The sequence below is a fragment of the Taibaiella helva genome, assembly GCF_003545695.1.
GTDB classification, from domain to species: Bacteria; Bacteroidota; Bacteroidia; order Chitinophagales; family Chitinophagaceae; genus Taibaiella; species Taibaiella helva.
Genome location: NZ_QUZZ01000001.1, coordinates 13,313 through 30,113 on the forward strand (window position 1 = coordinate 13,313; position 16,801 = coordinate 30,113).

General features: G+C 51.5%; 16 protein-coding genes. 5 read left to right on the plus strand and 11 right to left on the minus strand.

Going from position 1 to position 16,801, the window contains the following annotated elements; genetic code table 11:
* Positions 1–94: 94 nt before the first annotated feature.
* The gene (gene rho, locus DZC79_RS00060) at positions 95–1,834 is read right to left on the minus strand and encodes a transcription termination factor Rho (protein ID WP_118949507.1); all 1,740 of its coding nucleotides are present in this window, start codon (positions 1,832–1,834) and stop codon (positions 95–97) included.
* Positions 1,835–2,175: 341 nt separating this feature from the next.
* On the opposite strand from rho, the gene DZC79_RS00065 reads away from it, so the two are divergent.
* Both DZC79_RS00065 and DZC79_RS00070 read left to right on the plus strand, forming a co-directional pair.
* A complete protein-coding gene (locus DZC79_RS00065) occupies positions 2,176–2,829 on the plus strand; it encodes a DsbA family protein (protein WP_118949508.1) in 654 nt (217 codons plus the stop codon).
* A 19-nt stretch (positions 2,830–2,848) separates the two neighbouring features.
* Positions 2,849–3,526: an SGNH/GDSL hydrolase family protein gene (locus DZC79_RS00070; RefSeq protein ID WP_118949509.1), complete on the plus strand. Its 678-nt coding sequence runs from the start codon at positions 2,849–2,851 to the stop codon at positions 3,524–3,526.
* Positions 3,527–3,533: 7 nt separating this feature from the next.
* On the opposite strand, the gene DZC79_RS00075 is transcribed toward DZC79_RS00070, so the two are convergent.
* The 6 genes from DZC79_RS00075 to DZC79_RS00100 all read right to left on the minus strand — a co-directional run bounded on the left by DZC79_RS00075 (position 3,534) and on the right by DZC79_RS00100 (position 7,635).
* On the minus strand, positions 3,534–4,343 hold the full coding sequence (locus tag DZC79_RS00075; protein ID WP_118949510.1) for an RluA family pseudouridine synthase: 810 nt from the start codon (positions 4,341–4,343) through the stop codon (positions 3,534–3,536).
* Complete coding sequence (ybeY, locus tag DZC79_RS00080; protein ID WP_118949511.1) at positions 4,256–4,684, minus strand: rRNA maturation RNase YbeY; 429 nt, start codon at positions 4,682–4,684, stop codon at positions 4,256–4,258. The genes DZC79_RS00075 and ybeY overlap by 88 nt, the downstream gene beginning before the upstream one ends.
* A 5-nt stretch (positions 4,685–4,689) precedes the next feature.
* Positions 4,690–4,932, minus strand: coding sequence for a hypothetical protein (locus tag DZC79_RS00085; RefSeq protein ID WP_118949512.1), 243 nt, complete (start codon positions 4,930–4,932; stop codon positions 4,690–4,692).
* Between the two features lie 143 nt (positions 4,933–5,075).
* Positions 5,076–5,912, minus strand: a complete 837-nt coding sequence (gene tsf / locus DZC79_RS00090; RefSeq protein WP_118949513.1) for a translation elongation factor Ts — start codon at positions 5,910–5,912, stop codon at positions 5,076–5,078.
* 168 nt (positions 5,913–6,080) lie between these two features.
* Complete coding sequence (locus tag DZC79_RS00095) at positions 6,081–6,560, minus strand: SRPBCC family protein (protein ID WP_118949514.1); 480 nt, start codon at positions 6,558–6,560, stop codon at positions 6,081–6,083.
* Between the two features lie 67 nt (positions 6,561–6,627).
* Complete coding sequence (locus DZC79_RS00100; protein ID WP_118949515.1) at positions 6,628–7,635, minus strand: HmuY family protein; 1,008 nt, start codon at positions 7,633–7,635, stop codon at positions 6,628–6,630.
* Positions 7,636–7,835: 200 nt separating this feature from the next.
* On the opposite strand from DZC79_RS00100, the gene DZC79_RS00105 reads away from it, so the two are divergent.
* The 3 genes from DZC79_RS00105 (at position 7,836) to DZC79_RS00115 (ending at position 11,227) form a co-directional block, all read left to right on the plus strand.
* A complete protein-coding gene (locus DZC79_RS00105) occupies positions 7,836–8,855 on the plus strand; it encodes a PorP/SprF family type IX secretion system membrane protein (RefSeq protein WP_157976818.1) in 1,020 nt (339 codons plus the stop codon).
* A gap of 71 nt (positions 8,856–8,926) precedes the next feature.
* Entirely contained in the window at positions 8,927–9,634 is a 708-nt protein-coding gene (locus DZC79_RS00110) for a response regulator transcription factor (RefSeq protein ID WP_118949517.1), read from the plus strand.
* A gap of 213 nt (positions 9,635–9,847) precedes the next feature.
* On the plus strand, positions 9,848–11,227 hold the full coding sequence (locus tag DZC79_RS00115) for a DUF5458 family protein (protein WP_118949518.1): 1,380 nt from the start codon (positions 9,848–9,850) through the stop codon (positions 11,225–11,227).
* A gap of 160 nt (positions 11,228–11,387) precedes the next feature.
* On the opposite strand, the gene DZC79_RS21015 is transcribed toward DZC79_RS00115, so the two are convergent.
* From DZC79_RS21015 to DZC79_RS00130, 4 genes are all read right to left on the minus strand, one after another.
* A complete protein-coding gene (locus tag DZC79_RS21015) occupies positions 11,388–11,528 on the minus strand; it encodes a hypothetical protein (protein ID WP_157976819.1) in 141 nt (46 codons plus the stop codon).
* A 326-nt stretch (positions 11,529–11,854) separates the two neighbouring features.
* Positions 11,855–14,302, minus strand: a complete 2,448-nt coding sequence (locus DZC79_RS00120) for a TonB-dependent receptor (RefSeq protein ID WP_118949519.1) — start codon at positions 14,300–14,302, stop codon at positions 11,855–11,857.
* Positions 14,303–14,390: 88 nt separating this feature from the next.
* Positions 14,391–16,313, minus strand: a complete 1,923-nt coding sequence (locus DZC79_RS00125; RefSeq protein ID WP_118949520.1) for a M56 family metallopeptidase — start codon at positions 16,311–16,313, stop codon at positions 14,391–14,393.
* 25 nt (positions 16,314–16,338) lie between these two features.
* Positions 16,339–16,728, minus strand: coding sequence for a BlaI/MecI/CopY family transcriptional regulator (locus DZC79_RS00130; protein WP_118949521.1), 390 nt, complete (start codon positions 16,726–16,728; stop codon positions 16,339–16,341).
* Positions 16,729–16,801 lie beyond the last annotated feature (73 nt).

Consider the following 16,801-nt stretch of genomic DNA (forward strand, 5'->3'; position numbering starts at 1 on the left):
TGGCGCTGCTGCCAATACATGGCGCAGGGACATAGCAAAGCGGCTGTCTCAAAATTTTGAGACAGCCGCTTCTGTACATAGGTGTAAACCGTTCTTATTTATTCATCGTCGCCAGGAACTCTTCGTTGCTCTTGGTTCCTTTCATTTGCTGGGTCAGGAAATTCATCGCTTCGTCGGTGTTCATGCCGCCGATATGATTGCGCAGAATCCACATTTTATTGAGGGTCTCTCTATCCAGCAGCAGGTCGTCGCGGCGGGTAGAAGAAGAGGTGATATCGATAGCAGGGAAAATACGCTTGTTGGCCAGCTTGCGGTCGAGCTGCAGCTCCATGTTACCGGTACCTTTGAACTCTTCAAAGATCACCTCGTCCATACGGGAGCCGGTATCAATAAGGGCTGTAGCCAGGATGGTGAGCGAACCGCCGTTCTCGATCTTACGGGCGGCGCCGAAGAATTGCTTGGGTTTCTGCATGGCATTGGCTTCCACACCACCGCTCAGCACCTTGCCGCTGGCGGGTGCTACGGTATTGTGCGCGCGGGCCAGGCGGGTAATGGAATCCAGCAGGATCACCACATCGTGTCCCACTTCTACCAGGCGCTTGGCTTTCTGCAGAGCGATCTGCGATACCTTCACGTGCTTGTCGGCCGGCTCGTCGAAGGTAGAAGCGATCACTTCGGCGTTCACGCTGCGCTGCATATCGGTTACTTCCTCAGGACGTTCATCGATCAGCACGATCATCAGGTAGCACTCAGGATGGTTGGCGGCAATGGCATTGGCCACTTCTTTCAGCAGCATGGTCTTACCGGTCTTGGGCTGGGCCACAATCAGTCCGCGCTGCCCTTTGCCTATAGGCGTGAACAGGTCCATGATCCTTGTGCTGTAATTGCTCGCAGTCGTATTCAGGTTCAGCTTTTCGTTGGGAAAAAGCGGAGTAAGGTAGTCGAAAGGAACGCGGTCGCGGATCTCTTCCGGAAGCCGGCCGTTGATGGTCTCCACTTTCAGCAGGGCGAAATATTTTTCGCCTTCTTTGGGCGGACGCACATTACCGGTAACGGTATCGCCGGTCTTCAGTCCGAATAATTTGATCTGTGAAGGAGAAACGTAAATATCGTCGGGAGAGCTGAGGTAGTTATAATCGCTGCTGCGCAGGAAGCCATAGCCGTCGGGCATCATTTCCAGCACACCTTCTCCGGGGATAATGCCATCAAACTCTATATTGAAGTGGGATTCGTTCTGCGCTTTCTGGTGGCGGTTCTGATGCTGCTGCTGGCGGTTTTGCTGCTGTTCCCGCAGAAATTCAACCGGGGGCTCTTTCTTCTCTTCTTCAGCTGCTTCCGGCTGTTTGGGTTGTTCTTCTGCAACCGCTACCGGTTCTTGGGTGGGGGGAGTGGAGGGGGGGGTAACTTCGTTCTCTTCCGTATCGTCGAAATAAGTGGCGTCTTCGGGATGTTTCTTTTCTTCTTTTGCTGGTGTTGTGTGCAACAAAGCAACTCTCTCCTGGCGGTGCGTAACCGGCTTTCGCTCCCTTTTGGCCTTTATGGGCTTTTCCTCTTTAGCTGGGGTAGTGTCGGGAGCAGTCTCCTCTTCGGTTGCGGATGGGGTGGGGATTTCTGCGGCGGGCTTCGCTTCCTGCTCTTTAGGTTTGCGGCCTCTCTTTTTCTTCGGCTCTTCAGCAGGCGCGCCTTCCGAGGCCTTCAGCGCCTGCTTGTCGAGGATACGATATACCAGCTCCTGTTTCCCGATCTTCTTTGCGTCGGAGACGCCCAGCGTTTCGGCAATATCCAGTAACTCAGGAACGAGCATGTCGTTCAATTGCAAAATGTCGTAAGCCATTCAAATTGGGGATTTACTAATCTTAGTGTAGGTTGGAATCGAAGGTTCCAAAATATGTGTGAATTGATTTAATACTAATAGAAATTTGAAAAAATCTACAGCTTGCTTATTCTTTTGAGGGGAAACAGTAAGCGGGAATTTGTCGCGTACCAGCTAAAAGGGCGGAGTATTAGTGGTATTGCCCTGCAATTTTACAACATGTTTTTTAATTCCGGAAAATTTTTTTTGTTCCTTTCGTTAATTTCCGCTTAAAGGCCTTATACTCTGCTAGTCGCTGTAATTAAGGTAGATAGGCTATCTGAATACGAGGTTCCGTATTTTTGCATCCTACCTGTTTATTAATGATGAATCTTATTTATTGCTACGATGCCTATTGCGGCTGGTGCTACGGCTTTAGCCCCGTGATCAGGGAAATTGAAGCCCGCTTCGGCGAAGTATTTCCCGTAACGGTGCTCAGCGGCGGCATGATCCTTCCGGAGACGCCGCAGCCCATCGGTCTCACCGCTCCTTATATCCGCGAGGCCTATAAAACGGTTGAAGAATATACCGGCATCCGGTTTGGCGAAGACTACCTCTGGCATATTTTTAACCCGGAGCAAAGCGACTGGTTTCCTCATTCGGAAAAGCCCGCAATCGCGCTGAGCATTATCAAAGAACACCAGCCCGCCAAAGCGGTTGCCTTTGCTTCGGATATCCAGTACGCGCTGCACTTCGAAGGCCGCGACCTTACCGACGATGAAGCTTACCGCCACCTGCTGCCTCAATATGATATCGATGCCGAAACTTTTTACCGGGACTTGCACAGCGAACAGTTCCGGGAGCGGGCTTACTACGATTTTGCCCTGGTAAAGCAGCTGCAGGTGACCAGCTTTCCCCAGCTGCTGCTCCAGGCTTCCGACTCCAAATTTTACCTGGTAGCCAAGGGCTATACCGACTACGATACCGTATCCGGCAGGCTCAGCAACATACTGAACGAGCTGAAGGCTTCCAATTAACCGAGCGCAACCTATATTCATGAATAAAAACGTAACGCTGCTGACGCTGGGCCTTTTCCTGGTGCTGGCTTCCTGCGGCCCGTCACATCCCAACTGGAAGAAAAAGGGCGCCATAAAAACGGTGCTGATCCTGGGCAACAGTATCACCAAACATGGCCCCGCTCCGCAATTGGGCTGGCTGGGCAACTGGGGCATGGCGGCATCTGCTGCGGATAGCGACTATGTACACCGGCTCGCCGCAGAGATCCATGCACGCGACAAAACAGTATCGGTGAACGGCACTTCGCTTGTGGGCCTGGAATGGCAGCTGGGTGACTATGATTTCAGCAAGCTGGATTCCTTTAAAACGCCGGACATGCTGATCCTGCGGTTCGGCGAAAATGTGAATGATACAACAGTAATGTCCGGCGGGTTCATCGGCAACTACGACCGGGCGATACGGCATATCGATCCCCGGGACCATGCGATAAAGGTTGTGGTCGGCAGCTTTTGGGCCCGGCCCAATACCGACAGAATGTTGAAGGAATATGCCGACAAGAAAGGCTATATTTTTGTGCGCAACGACGATCTGCTCGAAGACGCCTCCAATACAGCCCGTGGCCTGTTCGGGGATAAAGGCGTAGCCGAGCATCCCTCCGATAAAGGGATGCGGATGATCAAGGACCGGATATGGGAAAAGATCGGGAGATTCTTTTAAAGAGGGCCTAGCGTTCTTTCCCCCACTTGGTCAGCTGCTTGATGGATACGCTCATATCTTTAGGTAGAGGAGCAATAATATCCTGCTTCTTACCCTTCATATCTGTAAAGATCAATTCGGAAGCATGCAGCGCCAGGCGGCTGATGAGGGGCCGCTCCTCTTCCGCATTTTCGGCCAGCCTGAATTTCTTTTTTACCGAAGACAGGAGCAGGGGCGCCCCGTTGCCATAAAAAGGATCGCCCACAACAGGCGTACCCAGGTGCTGCATATGCACTCGTATCTGGTGCGTGCGGCCGGTATGGATGCGAAGCTTCAGCAGGGAGTAGCCGTTCCAGGTTTCCACCAGCTCATAGTCGGTGTGGGCAAAACGTCCCTTCTTCTGGATGCTCATCCGGCCTTTATGGTTCGGATGTTCGGCTATAGGCGCAACGATGCTGCCCGAAGTCTTTATGGGCCTGCCATTGACAATGGCCAGATAATATTTCTCCACGTTGCGCCCCTCGAACAGCTGCGACATGTAGCGATGGCTCTCTTCCGTTTTGGCAAATACGATAAGGCCGCTGGTATCTTTATCGAGGCGATGCACCACAAACAGCTGCTCGTACTTCAGTGCGGCTTCATGGTAAAGGCAGGGAATGCTCTGGTTGTAGCGGTCGGGAATGCTGAGCAGCCCGCTGGGCTTGCTCAGGGCAACGATATTATCGTCTTCGTATACGATATCCAGCTTCATTAATTGTTCAGGTATTTTTGCAGGCAAAGGTTTTCCATATCGGTCATCAACGCTTTGTCCTCTTTCTTTTTGTCTTTGTAGCCGCAAAGGTGCAGCACACCATGAAAAATGACCCGGTGCAGCTCGGTATTATAGGGATGTCCGAATTTTACAGCATTTTCCCGCACCCGGTCCACGCTGATATAAATCTCCCCGTCCAGCGCTGCCGGCTGTTCCGACAGGTCGAAGGTAATGATATCGGTAAGGGTATCGTGGTTGAGAAACTGCCGGTTTTTTTCCAGCAGGTCATCGTCGCTGCAGAAGATATAGCCGAGATTGACCTGTTTTACCTCCAGGTGTTCCTTTACGAGCTCGTTGATAAAAGCAGACAGGCGCCGCTTGTCTTTAAGGCCCGAGCGGACTTCCTGCTCATAATAGTGGATCGCCATAGTAGTCAGTATTTACCTTGTATCATCCGGATGCCGCGGTAGACGCGGAAAAGGCCGTAGGCAAACATAAGCCCCAGCAGTATATAGGCCAGGACGGCATTGTTGCCGATAAAGCTGATTGTATCTTCCCTTTTGTAAAAAGCAAAGAAGATCGCCAGGCAGCAATACAGCAGGCCCATAAACAGGCCGGTCATGCCCCTGGTCTTATAAAAATTCGGTCGTTCGTTTCTTCCCGGCTCCGGACGCATAGCGTATCAATTTTTCAGGTATGATCGGTATGCTGCAAAATTGCACAAAAATTCCCGCAGCATCTCCGTTTTTACCCGGTTGAGGTTTACAAAAAATCCCGCCATAAAAACAGCGGGATCTTTGTTATCAGTCTGGTCTGCAATTAACCGATGGCCGCACGGCGGAAAGCGGTAACCGTCAGGCCGGCTTCCACGCCTTTCAGGTAGTCGGCTACAGATACGCCGTTATCCTTTACGAAAGGCTGGTTCAACAGGGTATTGTCTTTAAAGAATTTATTCAGCTTACCGGCTGCGATCTTTTCAGCCATATCAGCGGGCTTGCCTTCAGCAACGATCTGCTCAACAGCGATTGCTTTTTCACGTTCAACCACTTCAGGCGCAACGCTGTCGGCGTCGATACCCAGGGGATTCATTGCAGCGATCTGCATGGCTACGTCACGGCCTGCGGCGATTACTTTTTCGCTTTCGGGCTTGTTCAGTCCTACCAGCACACCAATGCGGTAGTTGCCGTGGATATAAGGTACTACGGCGTCGGCATTTACCTGCTCGTAACGTACCACGTCAATTTTCTCACCGATCTTGGCCACCATTTCCAGCAGCTTGTCGTTGATGGTAGCGCCGCCCAGGGACAGCGCTTTCAGGGCCTCGATATCGTTAGGCATATTATGCAGCGCGGCTTCAGCAATATCGTTTGCGAAGTCAACAAACTCCTGGTTTTTAGATACGAAATCGGTTTCGGCAGACAACTGAACGATGATACCGTAATTGCCATCGGGGTTAGCTTTAGCAATAGCCACACCTTCTTTAGCATCACGGTCGCTGCGGTTGGCAGCTACCTTCTGGCCTTTCAGGCGCAGGTAATCGATCGCTTTTTCAAAATCGCCGCCGCTTTCAGCCAAAGCTTTACGACAGTCCATCATACCGGCGCCGGTAATTTGGCGCAGTTTGTTTACATCTGCAGCAGATATAGTAACGCTCATCTTGTATAAAATTTATGGAGTTATTTACTGTTTCCGGTTTCCGGAGAAACGCAAAAATGAGCGCAAAGGTAAGGATTTGATAGGAAATTGCCTAATATTTGCTTTTTCGCCGCTTTAGCAAAATATTATTTTTCTTCCGCCCGGGGGCTTACAACAACATTTTTCCTGTCAATAGCGGCTTGCCTGGAAAGTAACCCTGTCCTTCTCCGCAATCGCTTTAATTACCCGGTTACGCTTCTCCAGCAGGCGGGTCATATAGCTTTTCAGGCAAAGCTCATCGAAAAGCCGGCCTAAAGGGCCCGCCGGCACCGTATAGTCGAAAATATCGGTCATGATGGTGCTGTTGCCGTCCCGCCGGAAATGATGCTCGTGCCGCATGCTGCGAAAAGCGCCCCTGACCATGGTATCTTCAAAGAAATGAGGCCGGTCGAAGCGGGATATCCTTACTTCCAGCTGCTGCCGGATGCCCAGGTGTACCGCCTCCCAGGTGACAGCATCGCCCAGCTCAAACAATCCGCTGCTGCGGCCGGCAACCACCCGCTCGTGGGTGTGATCAGTCGACAGCAGGTGAACGGCAGCATCGCGTGAGAGATCAAAACACCGTTCGGGCGTGGCATGGATGAGGGTATGCATCAGGATACAGGCCATAAACCACAAAATAAAAAACCCTTTCCTCAAATAAAAGGAAAGGGTATGCTAAAATATCTGTACCGGGTTATTGTATGCGCTGGTATTCAAAGCTGGGGTTGCCCTTTTTACCATCGCCATCGTAAAAGCCGGTAAAGTGCAGCTTCCAGAGGCTCTCCTGCTGATCTTTGATCACGTAGATCTGCTTTGGCCGTACGGTATAGCGGCCCGAATTGATATCGATATCCTTCCAGTTGTAGCCGATAACATCACGATTAGGCGCCAGGGTAAAGGCTTTTGCATTTTCCAGGTTGAAACTGTAAAAATCGTAGGCTTTGGTGCTGTCGCCACCGCTCTGCACTAGGTAAGGATTGGTAAGCACGCCGTTTACCAGGTAAGGGAAATCGCTGCCATCAGGATTATATTTGTAATAAATGTGCCTGTAACGGGTAAAGAGGATATCCCAGGTCTTTTTAGGTGGTTCCGGCCTTACAATGCCCTCTGTGAACGAAAAGAAAGTAAAGTTGTAATCGGTATTCTTATCGAGGGTATAGCTGGTACCCTGCGCGTCGGCCAGCAGTCCGGCTTTTATTTTATATTGTGTGGCGGAAATATCCAGGATCTGCAGCTTATAATAATTTTTCTGGCCGTCGTCGACGATCAGCACCTCGTTCAGGTGGTTATTGCCACCCAGGATCCCGAGGCCGCTCTGGCCGCTGAGCCCCGAGGGGTTGTCGTATTTCCAGCCCTGCGCCGGAATGGAACCCAATGCTGTTACTGCGGCATAATTGCTGTTGCCGGTAGGATAAACCAGCACCAGCTTTCCGCCGTTCATCCACAGCTCGTCTTTATCCGCTCCGGTAGTGAAGCTCACATCCCAGCTTTTGAAGCTGGAAGTGGAAACCACACCGGTCTGGAGGCTGAAATACACCTGGGTTTCATAGTTTTCACCAATGCTTACCTGTTTCTGCTCAACAGGAAAATCACCACCTTCCGGAGCTTTGGGAATCGCGTAGGGCTTTTCTTCTTTCATACAGGAAGTCAGTGTGCCCGCGGCAAGCATAGCGGTGAATGTCAGGGATAGTATTCGCCTCATAGTCCGCAAAATTCGGACAGGCCGGGCATAGATTTGTCATGAAATTGTAAGGAAAAACCTTTCCGGACGGCCTTTCTATACCCACCTTCCTCTAAAAAATACTGTCTGATATTTAATTAAGGGCTGCTGGATAAAATATATTAACTTTAGCAGGAGATTTGCCGAGAGCCGAATCAGCAGATACCAACCAGGAAAACCGGATGCGAAAATCTTTACTCCTTTCTTGCTTACTGATCGTTGCCGGGAATACAGCGCCCCTGTTTGCCCAGGGCCTGCATTTTTCCCAATATTACAATACGCCCTTGCTGCTGAGCCCGGCCAATACGGCGCTTATGCCGGAAAGCGATTTCAGGGTGGGGGCCAATTACCGCAGCCAATGGGGCAATGTGCCGGCTCCTTTCCGTACCATCTCGGCTTTCGGCGATTGCCAGTTGCTGCGCAATGCTAACAGCACCAACTGGCTGGGCGTAGGCGGGGCCTTCTTCAGCGATGTGGCCGGCAACGGCAACCTGTCGCTGACCAAATTCCAGGTGTCGGCAGCCTATCACCTCCAGCTGGGCGATTATAATATGATCTCTGTGGGCCTGGGCGCAGCCTATGTGCAGCGGAGCGTCGACTTCGGCAAGCTCACTTTCGATACACAATGGGACGGCTTCACCTTCAATCCCAAGTCGGCTAACGGCGAGGCTTATTCTTTCCAGAAAACTTCCTATGCGGATATCTCGGCCGGCGTCAATTATGCTTTTTTTCCCAACGAGAATGTTTATGTCAAGCTGGGCGCAGGACTGTTACACATTAATCAACCCAGGGAAAGCTTTTATAAAATGAACAATAAGCTGGGCATGCGGCCTACCGGCAACCTAGACCTGCTGTTCCGGGTGAGCGATGCCCTGATTGCCGATATTTCGGGCTATTATACTTACCAGAAGGGCGCTTCCGAATCCGTTTTCGGCGCTCAGTTCAGCTACAACGTAACCCCGAAAGAACACCGGCCCAGCATTTTTATCCTGGGTCTATATCACCGGCTCAATGATGCGATTATCCCTGTAGTGGGCTTTGAATGGAGCAAGATCAGGCTGACCACCTCTGTCGACATCACGACTTCCGGCATGAGCTCAGCTACGGGAGGTTACGGCGCATTTGAAATTTCGCTTGTCTACCAGGGCCTGTACAATGCCGGCTCACACAACCGGAATGCATACAATTGCCCCCGGTTTTAACAAAACATTCAATGCCATATTGACTCTCGTTTGTTGTAGGTATTTAAATTTGAGCACTTTAAAAGAAATTTATGGAAGCTGAAAAAGCAAAAATTTTACTTGTAGAGGATGATACCAACCTGGGACAGGTATTAAAAAATTACCTCGAGCTGCACGATTATATTGTTGAGTTGTGCCGCGATGGTATCCTGGGCTTGGCGGCTTTTCGCAGGGAAAAATTCGATCTTTGTCTGCTAGACGTGATGATGCCTAACATGGACGGCTTCACGCTGGCAGAGGAGATCAGGAATGCAGATCCCGATGTTCCCCTTTTCTTCCTTTCGGCGCGCAGCATGAAAGAAGATGTGATCAATGGTTATAAACTGGGTGCCGACGATTATATTTCCAAGCCTTTCGACAGCGAAGTACTGCTGCTCAAGATTAAGGCCATACTGAAACGCAACCAGGAGATCCAGGAGAAGAATCCTTCCCAGATCGAGTTCGAGTTCGGCAAATTCAAATTCAACAGCAAACTGCGCATCCTTTCCATCGACGACAAGCAGTACACCTTGTCTCCAAAGGAAAACGCCCTGCTGCAGATGCTTTGCGAATTCAAGAACGACCTGCTGCCGCGCGACCAGGCGCTGAAGCGGATCTGGGGTAGTGATACTTATTTCAACGGGCGCAGCATGGATGTTTATATTGCCAAGCTCCGCAAATACCTGAGCGACGACGAGAGCGTGAGCATCGTGAATATACACGGCAACGGTTTCCGTCTCCTGGTACAGGGAGAGTCCTGAGCAGCAGGTACACATTTTTAAGATACACAGCCGGTATGTTTCGACATACCGGCTGTTTTGTTTTCCGGGCGACCAGCCCTTCCCCGCGCTAAAACCGTTGCTGGTAAAACGTTTCGCCAGATAATTACGTCTTTTTACGTATTGTCCCGCCCCGGCATTCATTGTATTTTGCAGTATTATTTGCCAGCATTTAAACCTATAAAAAGAAACGCCATGAGCGAAGAACTGCAACAACAAGCCTCGGGAGAACAAGCACCGGTACAGGAGCGCGAAGCGATCAGAAACCCGCTGGAGCTGCTGAAATCCGGAGTGGACAAGCTTGCCCGGTTCGGCGGCTTCGACCTGATAGAATCCTCGATCGACGGAGCGCAAAATCTGAACCCTGACCGGAAGGCCCGGCGCAATATCTTCCTTACCGAGTCGCAAAAGAAAAGCGAGCGGGAAACTTTGCAGAAAGCACTCTCAGTATGGGCGCAGGTGCTGGAATCAGGTAATGAGATCTCGGAAATGGTACACCTGAGCGAAGAACGGGCGGAACAAAGCCAGAAGGTTCTGGAGAAGAACCTGTCGCGTGCCGTGGAAGCTTCGCGCGATCTCGAACGGTCTTACCGGAATGTCGCGCTCTTCTTTAAAAATACCGAAGGCGATAAGCTTAAAAATGTATCCTTCATCAACTGTGAGGCCGAGCAGCTGAAAGACCTCGACAATACCCGCTTTATCGATCATGTAAGCGAAGAGCTGAAGAAGAATTACGATCGCCTGGACCTGCGCAATAACTACAGCATTATGGTAGTGCCGGGTTACCTGGGCAGCAATAAAGTGGTGGAGAAATGGGCCAAAATGGCGCATGAGAACAAGGTGATGCTGGTGACCGACTTTGAGCACCTGGATGCGCCCGATGATGTGATGGAAATGTTTGAGCTGGCCAACCTTACCGGTGGCGATAAATACCGCTCCAACGTAATGATGAGCTGCAACTGGCTGGTAGGCCGCGGCAAGTTCGACGAGCTGGGTGAAGAGGAAGACTTATATGTGCCGCCTTCCGGTGCGCTGGCCGGCAAGATCTACCGGACGCTAATGAGCCAGGTGACTGCGGGCAAAAAATTTGGCAGTATGAACGAGGTCGACGGCGTGAAGTTCGAACTGAAAAAAAGCGAGATTGCCAACCTCGAAAAGATGGGTCTGGTGCCGATGGTAAAGGAGTATGGTAAAGTAATGGCATTCTCGGCCAAGACCTTATTCAACGGCGACAACCTTGGCCTGCAAACTTATTCTGTTGTGCGCGTGTTCGACTATGTAACCAAAGTGCTGATGGATTTTCTCAACCGCAGGGCCTTTGAAAATTTCAATGCCAATACCCGCAAAGACCTGATGAGCCAGATCGTCAAATTTCTCGACAGCATTACCGGCCCCGATAAGCTGATTGAAGATTTTACGATCCGCCGTTTCGAACAGGATCCGCACCAGAAAGACCGCATTCACCTGGATATTCACATGAAACCCTATTTCCCTGCCAAGAATTTCATGATCAAAATGGATGGTCAGAAAGGGGATGATGGTACCGAATGGGATACCAGTTATGACCAGCAGTAAGTAGTATTCTTCTTTTATTTTATAGTAAAATGTGTAACACCAGTGCATGAAAAAAGGCCGTCGCCAGGACAGCCTTTATATGGATACTAAAACAACCAAACAAAAACACGCTCGTCTTAGTTAATGGAAAACAACGTCGCAATGGTCACAATCATCATCCTTAATTGAATCTTACCGTCGTCTGCATTTTAATATTCAAACCGAACAGCTGCAAATTTCCTTTTACAATGGTGTACACGCCATAGACTGAGGGCACCTTAGTGGCCGTCAGCGCGATCTTGGGCAAATGGAACAGTTTCATGGGATCCTATTTTTATTGTTTCATCCCAAATGTAGCATCCCCTTTAACAAAAATCCCCTTCTGTTTTACGAGTGGTATTGTTTTCTTGACTAGTGGCTTTTGCCCTGATGGAGTGAGGGTATTTACCTGAATACAGCAGATCATTTGAGCAAGAAACCTCAAATCAGCCCCCTGACGGGCCATTTTGTCCCGGAAAAAGAACCTTTTTCAGGTAACCAGGATCCCTTTCAGCAGTGCTCTTTACAACTTACTGCAGCAGACATAAGATGAATCATGAAGGTGTACGCCGTTGAGTTAAGCAAAGCAGCCTCATATATTGGCGTGCTTTATTGCTTTACACGACTCTTTTCACTCTCGGCGCCGCTCTCTTTCGCCTGGCGCTCATTGGCCATTGCTTTACCGAAGCGGTAGCTGAAAGACAGGGTAAACTGCCGGGAATCGTAACGGTTGTGGTAAGTGGCATCTGTAGCCGCAAGGTTGTTGATGGTTCCTTTATTGATCGCAGTATGGAAGATGTCGTTGAGATTGGCTTTGAGCGTGATCTTTTCGCCGAAATTCTTTTGCAGGCCGCCGTAAAGCTGCCCGTTGGCGCCGGTAACAAACTGTGCATTGGTCACATTGGTAATATAACGGCCGCCCAGGTAGGCGACCCAATCTTTGCCCAGCCGGATGCGTACATTGGATTGCAGGAACCAATAGGTTCCTTTCGCATCAAGCCTTCCGGTATAGAAGTCGCTGCGGGAATGTATGTTGGCCACTTCCGTGTAGCCATGGTATTCGAGCCAGGAAAATATTTCCTGCGTGGCATCTACCGACAAGGTTTGCGTCGTGTTACGGCCGATGTTGCCTGGGCGGCTGTAGTAAATGCCATCGTTGATCTCTATGGTTTCATTCACATCGTCGCGGGTATCGCTATAGCTTAATCCCAGGACGATACGGTTGCGGAACACATAGGAAAGCTCGATGCTATTGGTAAACGAAGGCTTAAGGAAAGGATTGCCTACATAGTAGGTAAACTTATCGAAGGGCGAAAGGAAGGGGTTCAGATCCTGGTAATAGGGCCTGTTGATCCGGCGGCCGTAATTAAGATTAACCACATGATTGCCGGCGCTATCAATCTTATAAGAGGCATAGAACGTTGGGAAGAGATTGGTATAAGTCCTTTTAAAGGCGGAATCAGGTTTGACTGCATTGCCCAGCTGGTGCCCGTCCGATTGCGTGTGCTCGAGCCGCAGACCCGCCTGCAGCGACAGCTTTCCGAATGCCTTCGCCAGGTTGGCGTAGGCTGATCCGATGCTTTCCCTATAGATAAAATGATTGCTCTTGTCGTAGTCGGGTATGTTGCCGGCAGCGGTGGTGTAGCGATAGTCGGCCAGGTTGTCGGTGCGGGTATAGCTGGCTTTTGCGCCGGCCGAAAGTGTGTATCCTTTGATAGGTTGCGTATAGTCTGTCTTTACCGACATGATACCGATATCAGCTGGCAGCGTGCCCTGCAGCAACTCGCTGCCGCGTGGGCTGCCGTCGGAGAGGAAACTGTGGTTGTCGAAGGTCTGCTCGTTGCGGTCGCTGTAGGCGATATAGTCAAGGTCGGCTGTAAGCTGCCGGCCTTCCTGTGCAAACTTGTGCCGGTAGTTCAGGTTCACGCCTCCGTTTCGAAAGGCGCCCGTCTCTGTATTCAGGGCTTTGATCAGCGAGTCGGGCCGGCCGGCAGCGTCGAGCATATTGCTGGTGTTGTCGTTGCTTTGCCGGTTATCTGCTATCGATCCGGTGAGCAGGATGCCCAGGGTATTACTTTTATCCAGGTCCAGGTCGGCGCCGATCCTGGCATTGCCGGAATAGTTACGGCGGCGGATGTAGGTGTTTTGCACAAAATAGGAACGGGTGCTTTCATCGCTGTTTTTGTAACGCCGGTAAATATCGAGGTCGTTATATCCCTGTTGCACACCGTAGCTCAGGTTGGCAAAAAGGTTCAGCTTCCCTTCTCGGTAATTAAGGACAAGACTGTTGTTCGTTTGGGCAAAGCGGCTTTGGGTATAGGCCAGGTTGAGGTTACCGTTAAACCCCCTGCTTTTGCTTTTTTTCGTTTTGATATTGAGCACGCCGGCGCTGCCAGCCGCATCATAGCGGGCGGGCGGGTTCGTCATGATCTCGAGCTGATCGAGGCTGGACGCCGGCAGGGAGCGCAGATATTGCTGCAGATCCTGCCCTGACAGATAAGACGGCCTGTCGTCGATATAGATCACGAGGCCTTCCTTGCCGCGAAGGCTGATGCCTCCATTCTGATCTACACGGATACCCGGCGATTTTTCGAGCACATCGAGCGCAGTGCTGCCGGCACTGCCCGGCAGAGCATCTACATTGACTACCGTGCGGTCTATTTTCCGTTCAATAAAAGGTTTGTTGGCGGTAATGCTGACTTCCTGTAATTGCTGTACCGCTGTTTCGAGGATGATGGGCGCCAGGTTCAGCGGCTGGGTGTCGATCTGCAGCTTATCGCTCCAGTAGGCTGGAACGCCGGTCATGGATATCCACACGCGATAGCTGCCGGCAGCCGGCACATCGAGGGCAAAGCGACCGCCTTCGTCAGCAAGGGTCATGCGAACTACCGACGAGTCGGTATCTTTTACCAGGGCTACAGACGCAGCGTCGGCGGGCTTTTGGCCGGTGGTAAGCACCTGGCCCGTCAGGCGCAGCGCCGTTTGGGCACAGGCGGGTTTAAAGGCCGCTGTCAGCAAAGTCGCGAACAGCAGACCGCACATCATCGTAAAGCGCATGGAAAATGATTTTATCAGGAGCAGATTGACATACCCCAGAAGAACAAGATGAGATGGTAGTGCCAGCGCCTTTATTGGCCAGGTCAGGTTAATCTTTGCTGTGCTTGTATTGTACCGACCAGCTACCGCTACCGGTTTTGCCGCTGGTTTTAAGATAGGTATCGCGATACCGCTGGAATATGGGCTGAGGCTGCTTTACACCGTTTACGATGAACTCTTTTCCGCTTAGCTTGAATGAAGTCTTGCTATCGTTCTTGCCGATAATGCCATCCTTGATCAGCCCGTTCAGGATCACATTGGAGGCAGATTCGCTCTGGCGGCGCTGCTCGTTGGCCTGGCGACGATCTTCATCGGCACGACGGCGTGCCTCATCCGCCTGGCGACGCGCTTCATCGGCGCGGTGGCGTGCCTCATCTGCGTTACGACGGGCTACGTCCTCTGCCTGGCGGCGGGATTCCTCCGCATGACGACGCGCTTCTTCAGCATTGCGGCGAGCAGCTTCTTCGGCTTTGTGGCGCGCGTCATCGGCACGGAGACGTGCCTCATCAGCCTGCTGACGCGCTTCGTCGGCGCGGCGGCGGGCCTGGTCGGCCTGACGACGGGCTTCTTCGGCTTTTTGCTGCGCAAGCTCTGCTTTCCGGCGGTCCTCATCCTGCTGCTGATCCATATAGGCATTGTACACCGTTGCATGCACAGCAATTGCCGGCGCGGGCACGGCATTTTGGGGAACTGCCGCTTCAGGCACTACCGCTGCACGCACTGCCGGATGGGGGATGACAACATCCGCAACATTACAGGGAACAGCTACCTGCACCGGATCTATAACGCTGATATCCTCATCTTGCGGTTGCTTGTCGGCACCGGCGTTCCGACCAATCGTACAATTACGATGTTCGTTGCTGGTACTGGTTACAGATTCCGATTGGGTTTGCCTGGTAACTGTTGCGGCAAGAGCCTCCTTTCCCAGTGATGCAGCTGTATCTTCAGCCGGATTGCCGGAGAAGGCCATCATCAGCAAGCCGCTTCCCAGCAGGCAAATGGTCAACAGGGATTTTTCCATCAGGTTCAGCGAAGGATTTTTGTGGTTGATCATCCGCTTCACCCGGTGAAGCAGATTATTTTTACCACCACTCAGGGCAACTGCACAGGACGGCGCCTGCAGCACATATTCCTGGCAGGATACCAGCGCATTGATGTAATGTTTTTTATTGCCGACCTGGGTCAGCGTGATATCATCGCAGCAATGTTCTCTTTCCGCGCGCATCAGCGAAGAGAGCCACCATACCGCCGGGTTAAAGAAGAACAAGGTTTCGGTAAAGCGTTGCAGCAGGTTGACCAGGTAATCCCTGCGACGGATATGCGCCAGCTCGTGCAGCAGTATCGCTTCGATCTCGGCCATGGGTAAGGCTGTCATCAGTCCCACCGGCAAAAGGATCAGCGGTTTGAGATGGCCCATCGCCATAGGCACTTTTATAGCAGCTGATTCGGCAAGGCGTACCGCCTGCCGCACACCTGTGCGGGCAGCCAGATCACGTACCACTTCAGCCCATACCGGTTCCGCGCTGAAGTCGGCGCTAAGGCGCAGACGACGCAAGCTGCGAACGCCGGCAATAAGGGTCAGGCTGCGGAGACCGACTACCGCCAGCCAGAACAAGACGATGTTCCCTGCATTCCGGTTACAGAAACCGATAAGACCCTGGACCCAGCCGGGGTTGCCGGAAGCAGCCACCGTCGAGGCGCCGGGGCCGGCCTCAGCATAGGTGAGTACGGCAGTGGTAGCTGTTTCCGTTTCCTGTGGCGACCAGGAGCCTATAAAGGTAATAACGGAGCCTGCAACGAACAGCAGCAAGGCTGCAGTGAGCAGGTTGTAGCGTCGTACGGCCGGTGCACGGCGGGTACCAAGGATAATAAGGCCGGTAACGGCTGCGAGCAGCAGGCCCTGCCATAGCGAATGCGCGAGGGTAAGGTAAAGCGCCTGTACCAGCGGGTGCGGGAAAATAGGGATATTCATAGTCGACGGTTATATTGTAATGGAATTAATCTTCAAGCTGTTTCAGCAGGTCCTTGATCTCCTGTAATTCTTGTTTAGACGTCTTCTTATGACCGAGCAATTGCATGACAAGCTTGCTGGCCGATCCCCTGTACACATTATCCACAAATTTCTCCAGCAGGTGCGCCGTTGTTTCCTGTTCTTCCTCTGCCAGGCTATAGGTATGCTTCATGCTGCTCTCGTCGCGCTTCAGGATGCCCTTGTCCACCATGATCTGCATCAGCTTCAGCGTTGTGGTATAGTTGACCTCCCGCTGCTCGTTCAGCTTATCATTTACAAAGCGAACGGTAGAAGTACCATGCTCCCAGATCACTTTCAGGATCTCCAGCTCTGCCTTAGTCGGTTCCGACTTCTTATCGTTATGTTCGGTATTCATGATCCAAAGGTAGGAAATTTTTCGTACGAAAAAAATATTAGTTCATTTTTTCGAAATTTTTCCCCTTCCCTGC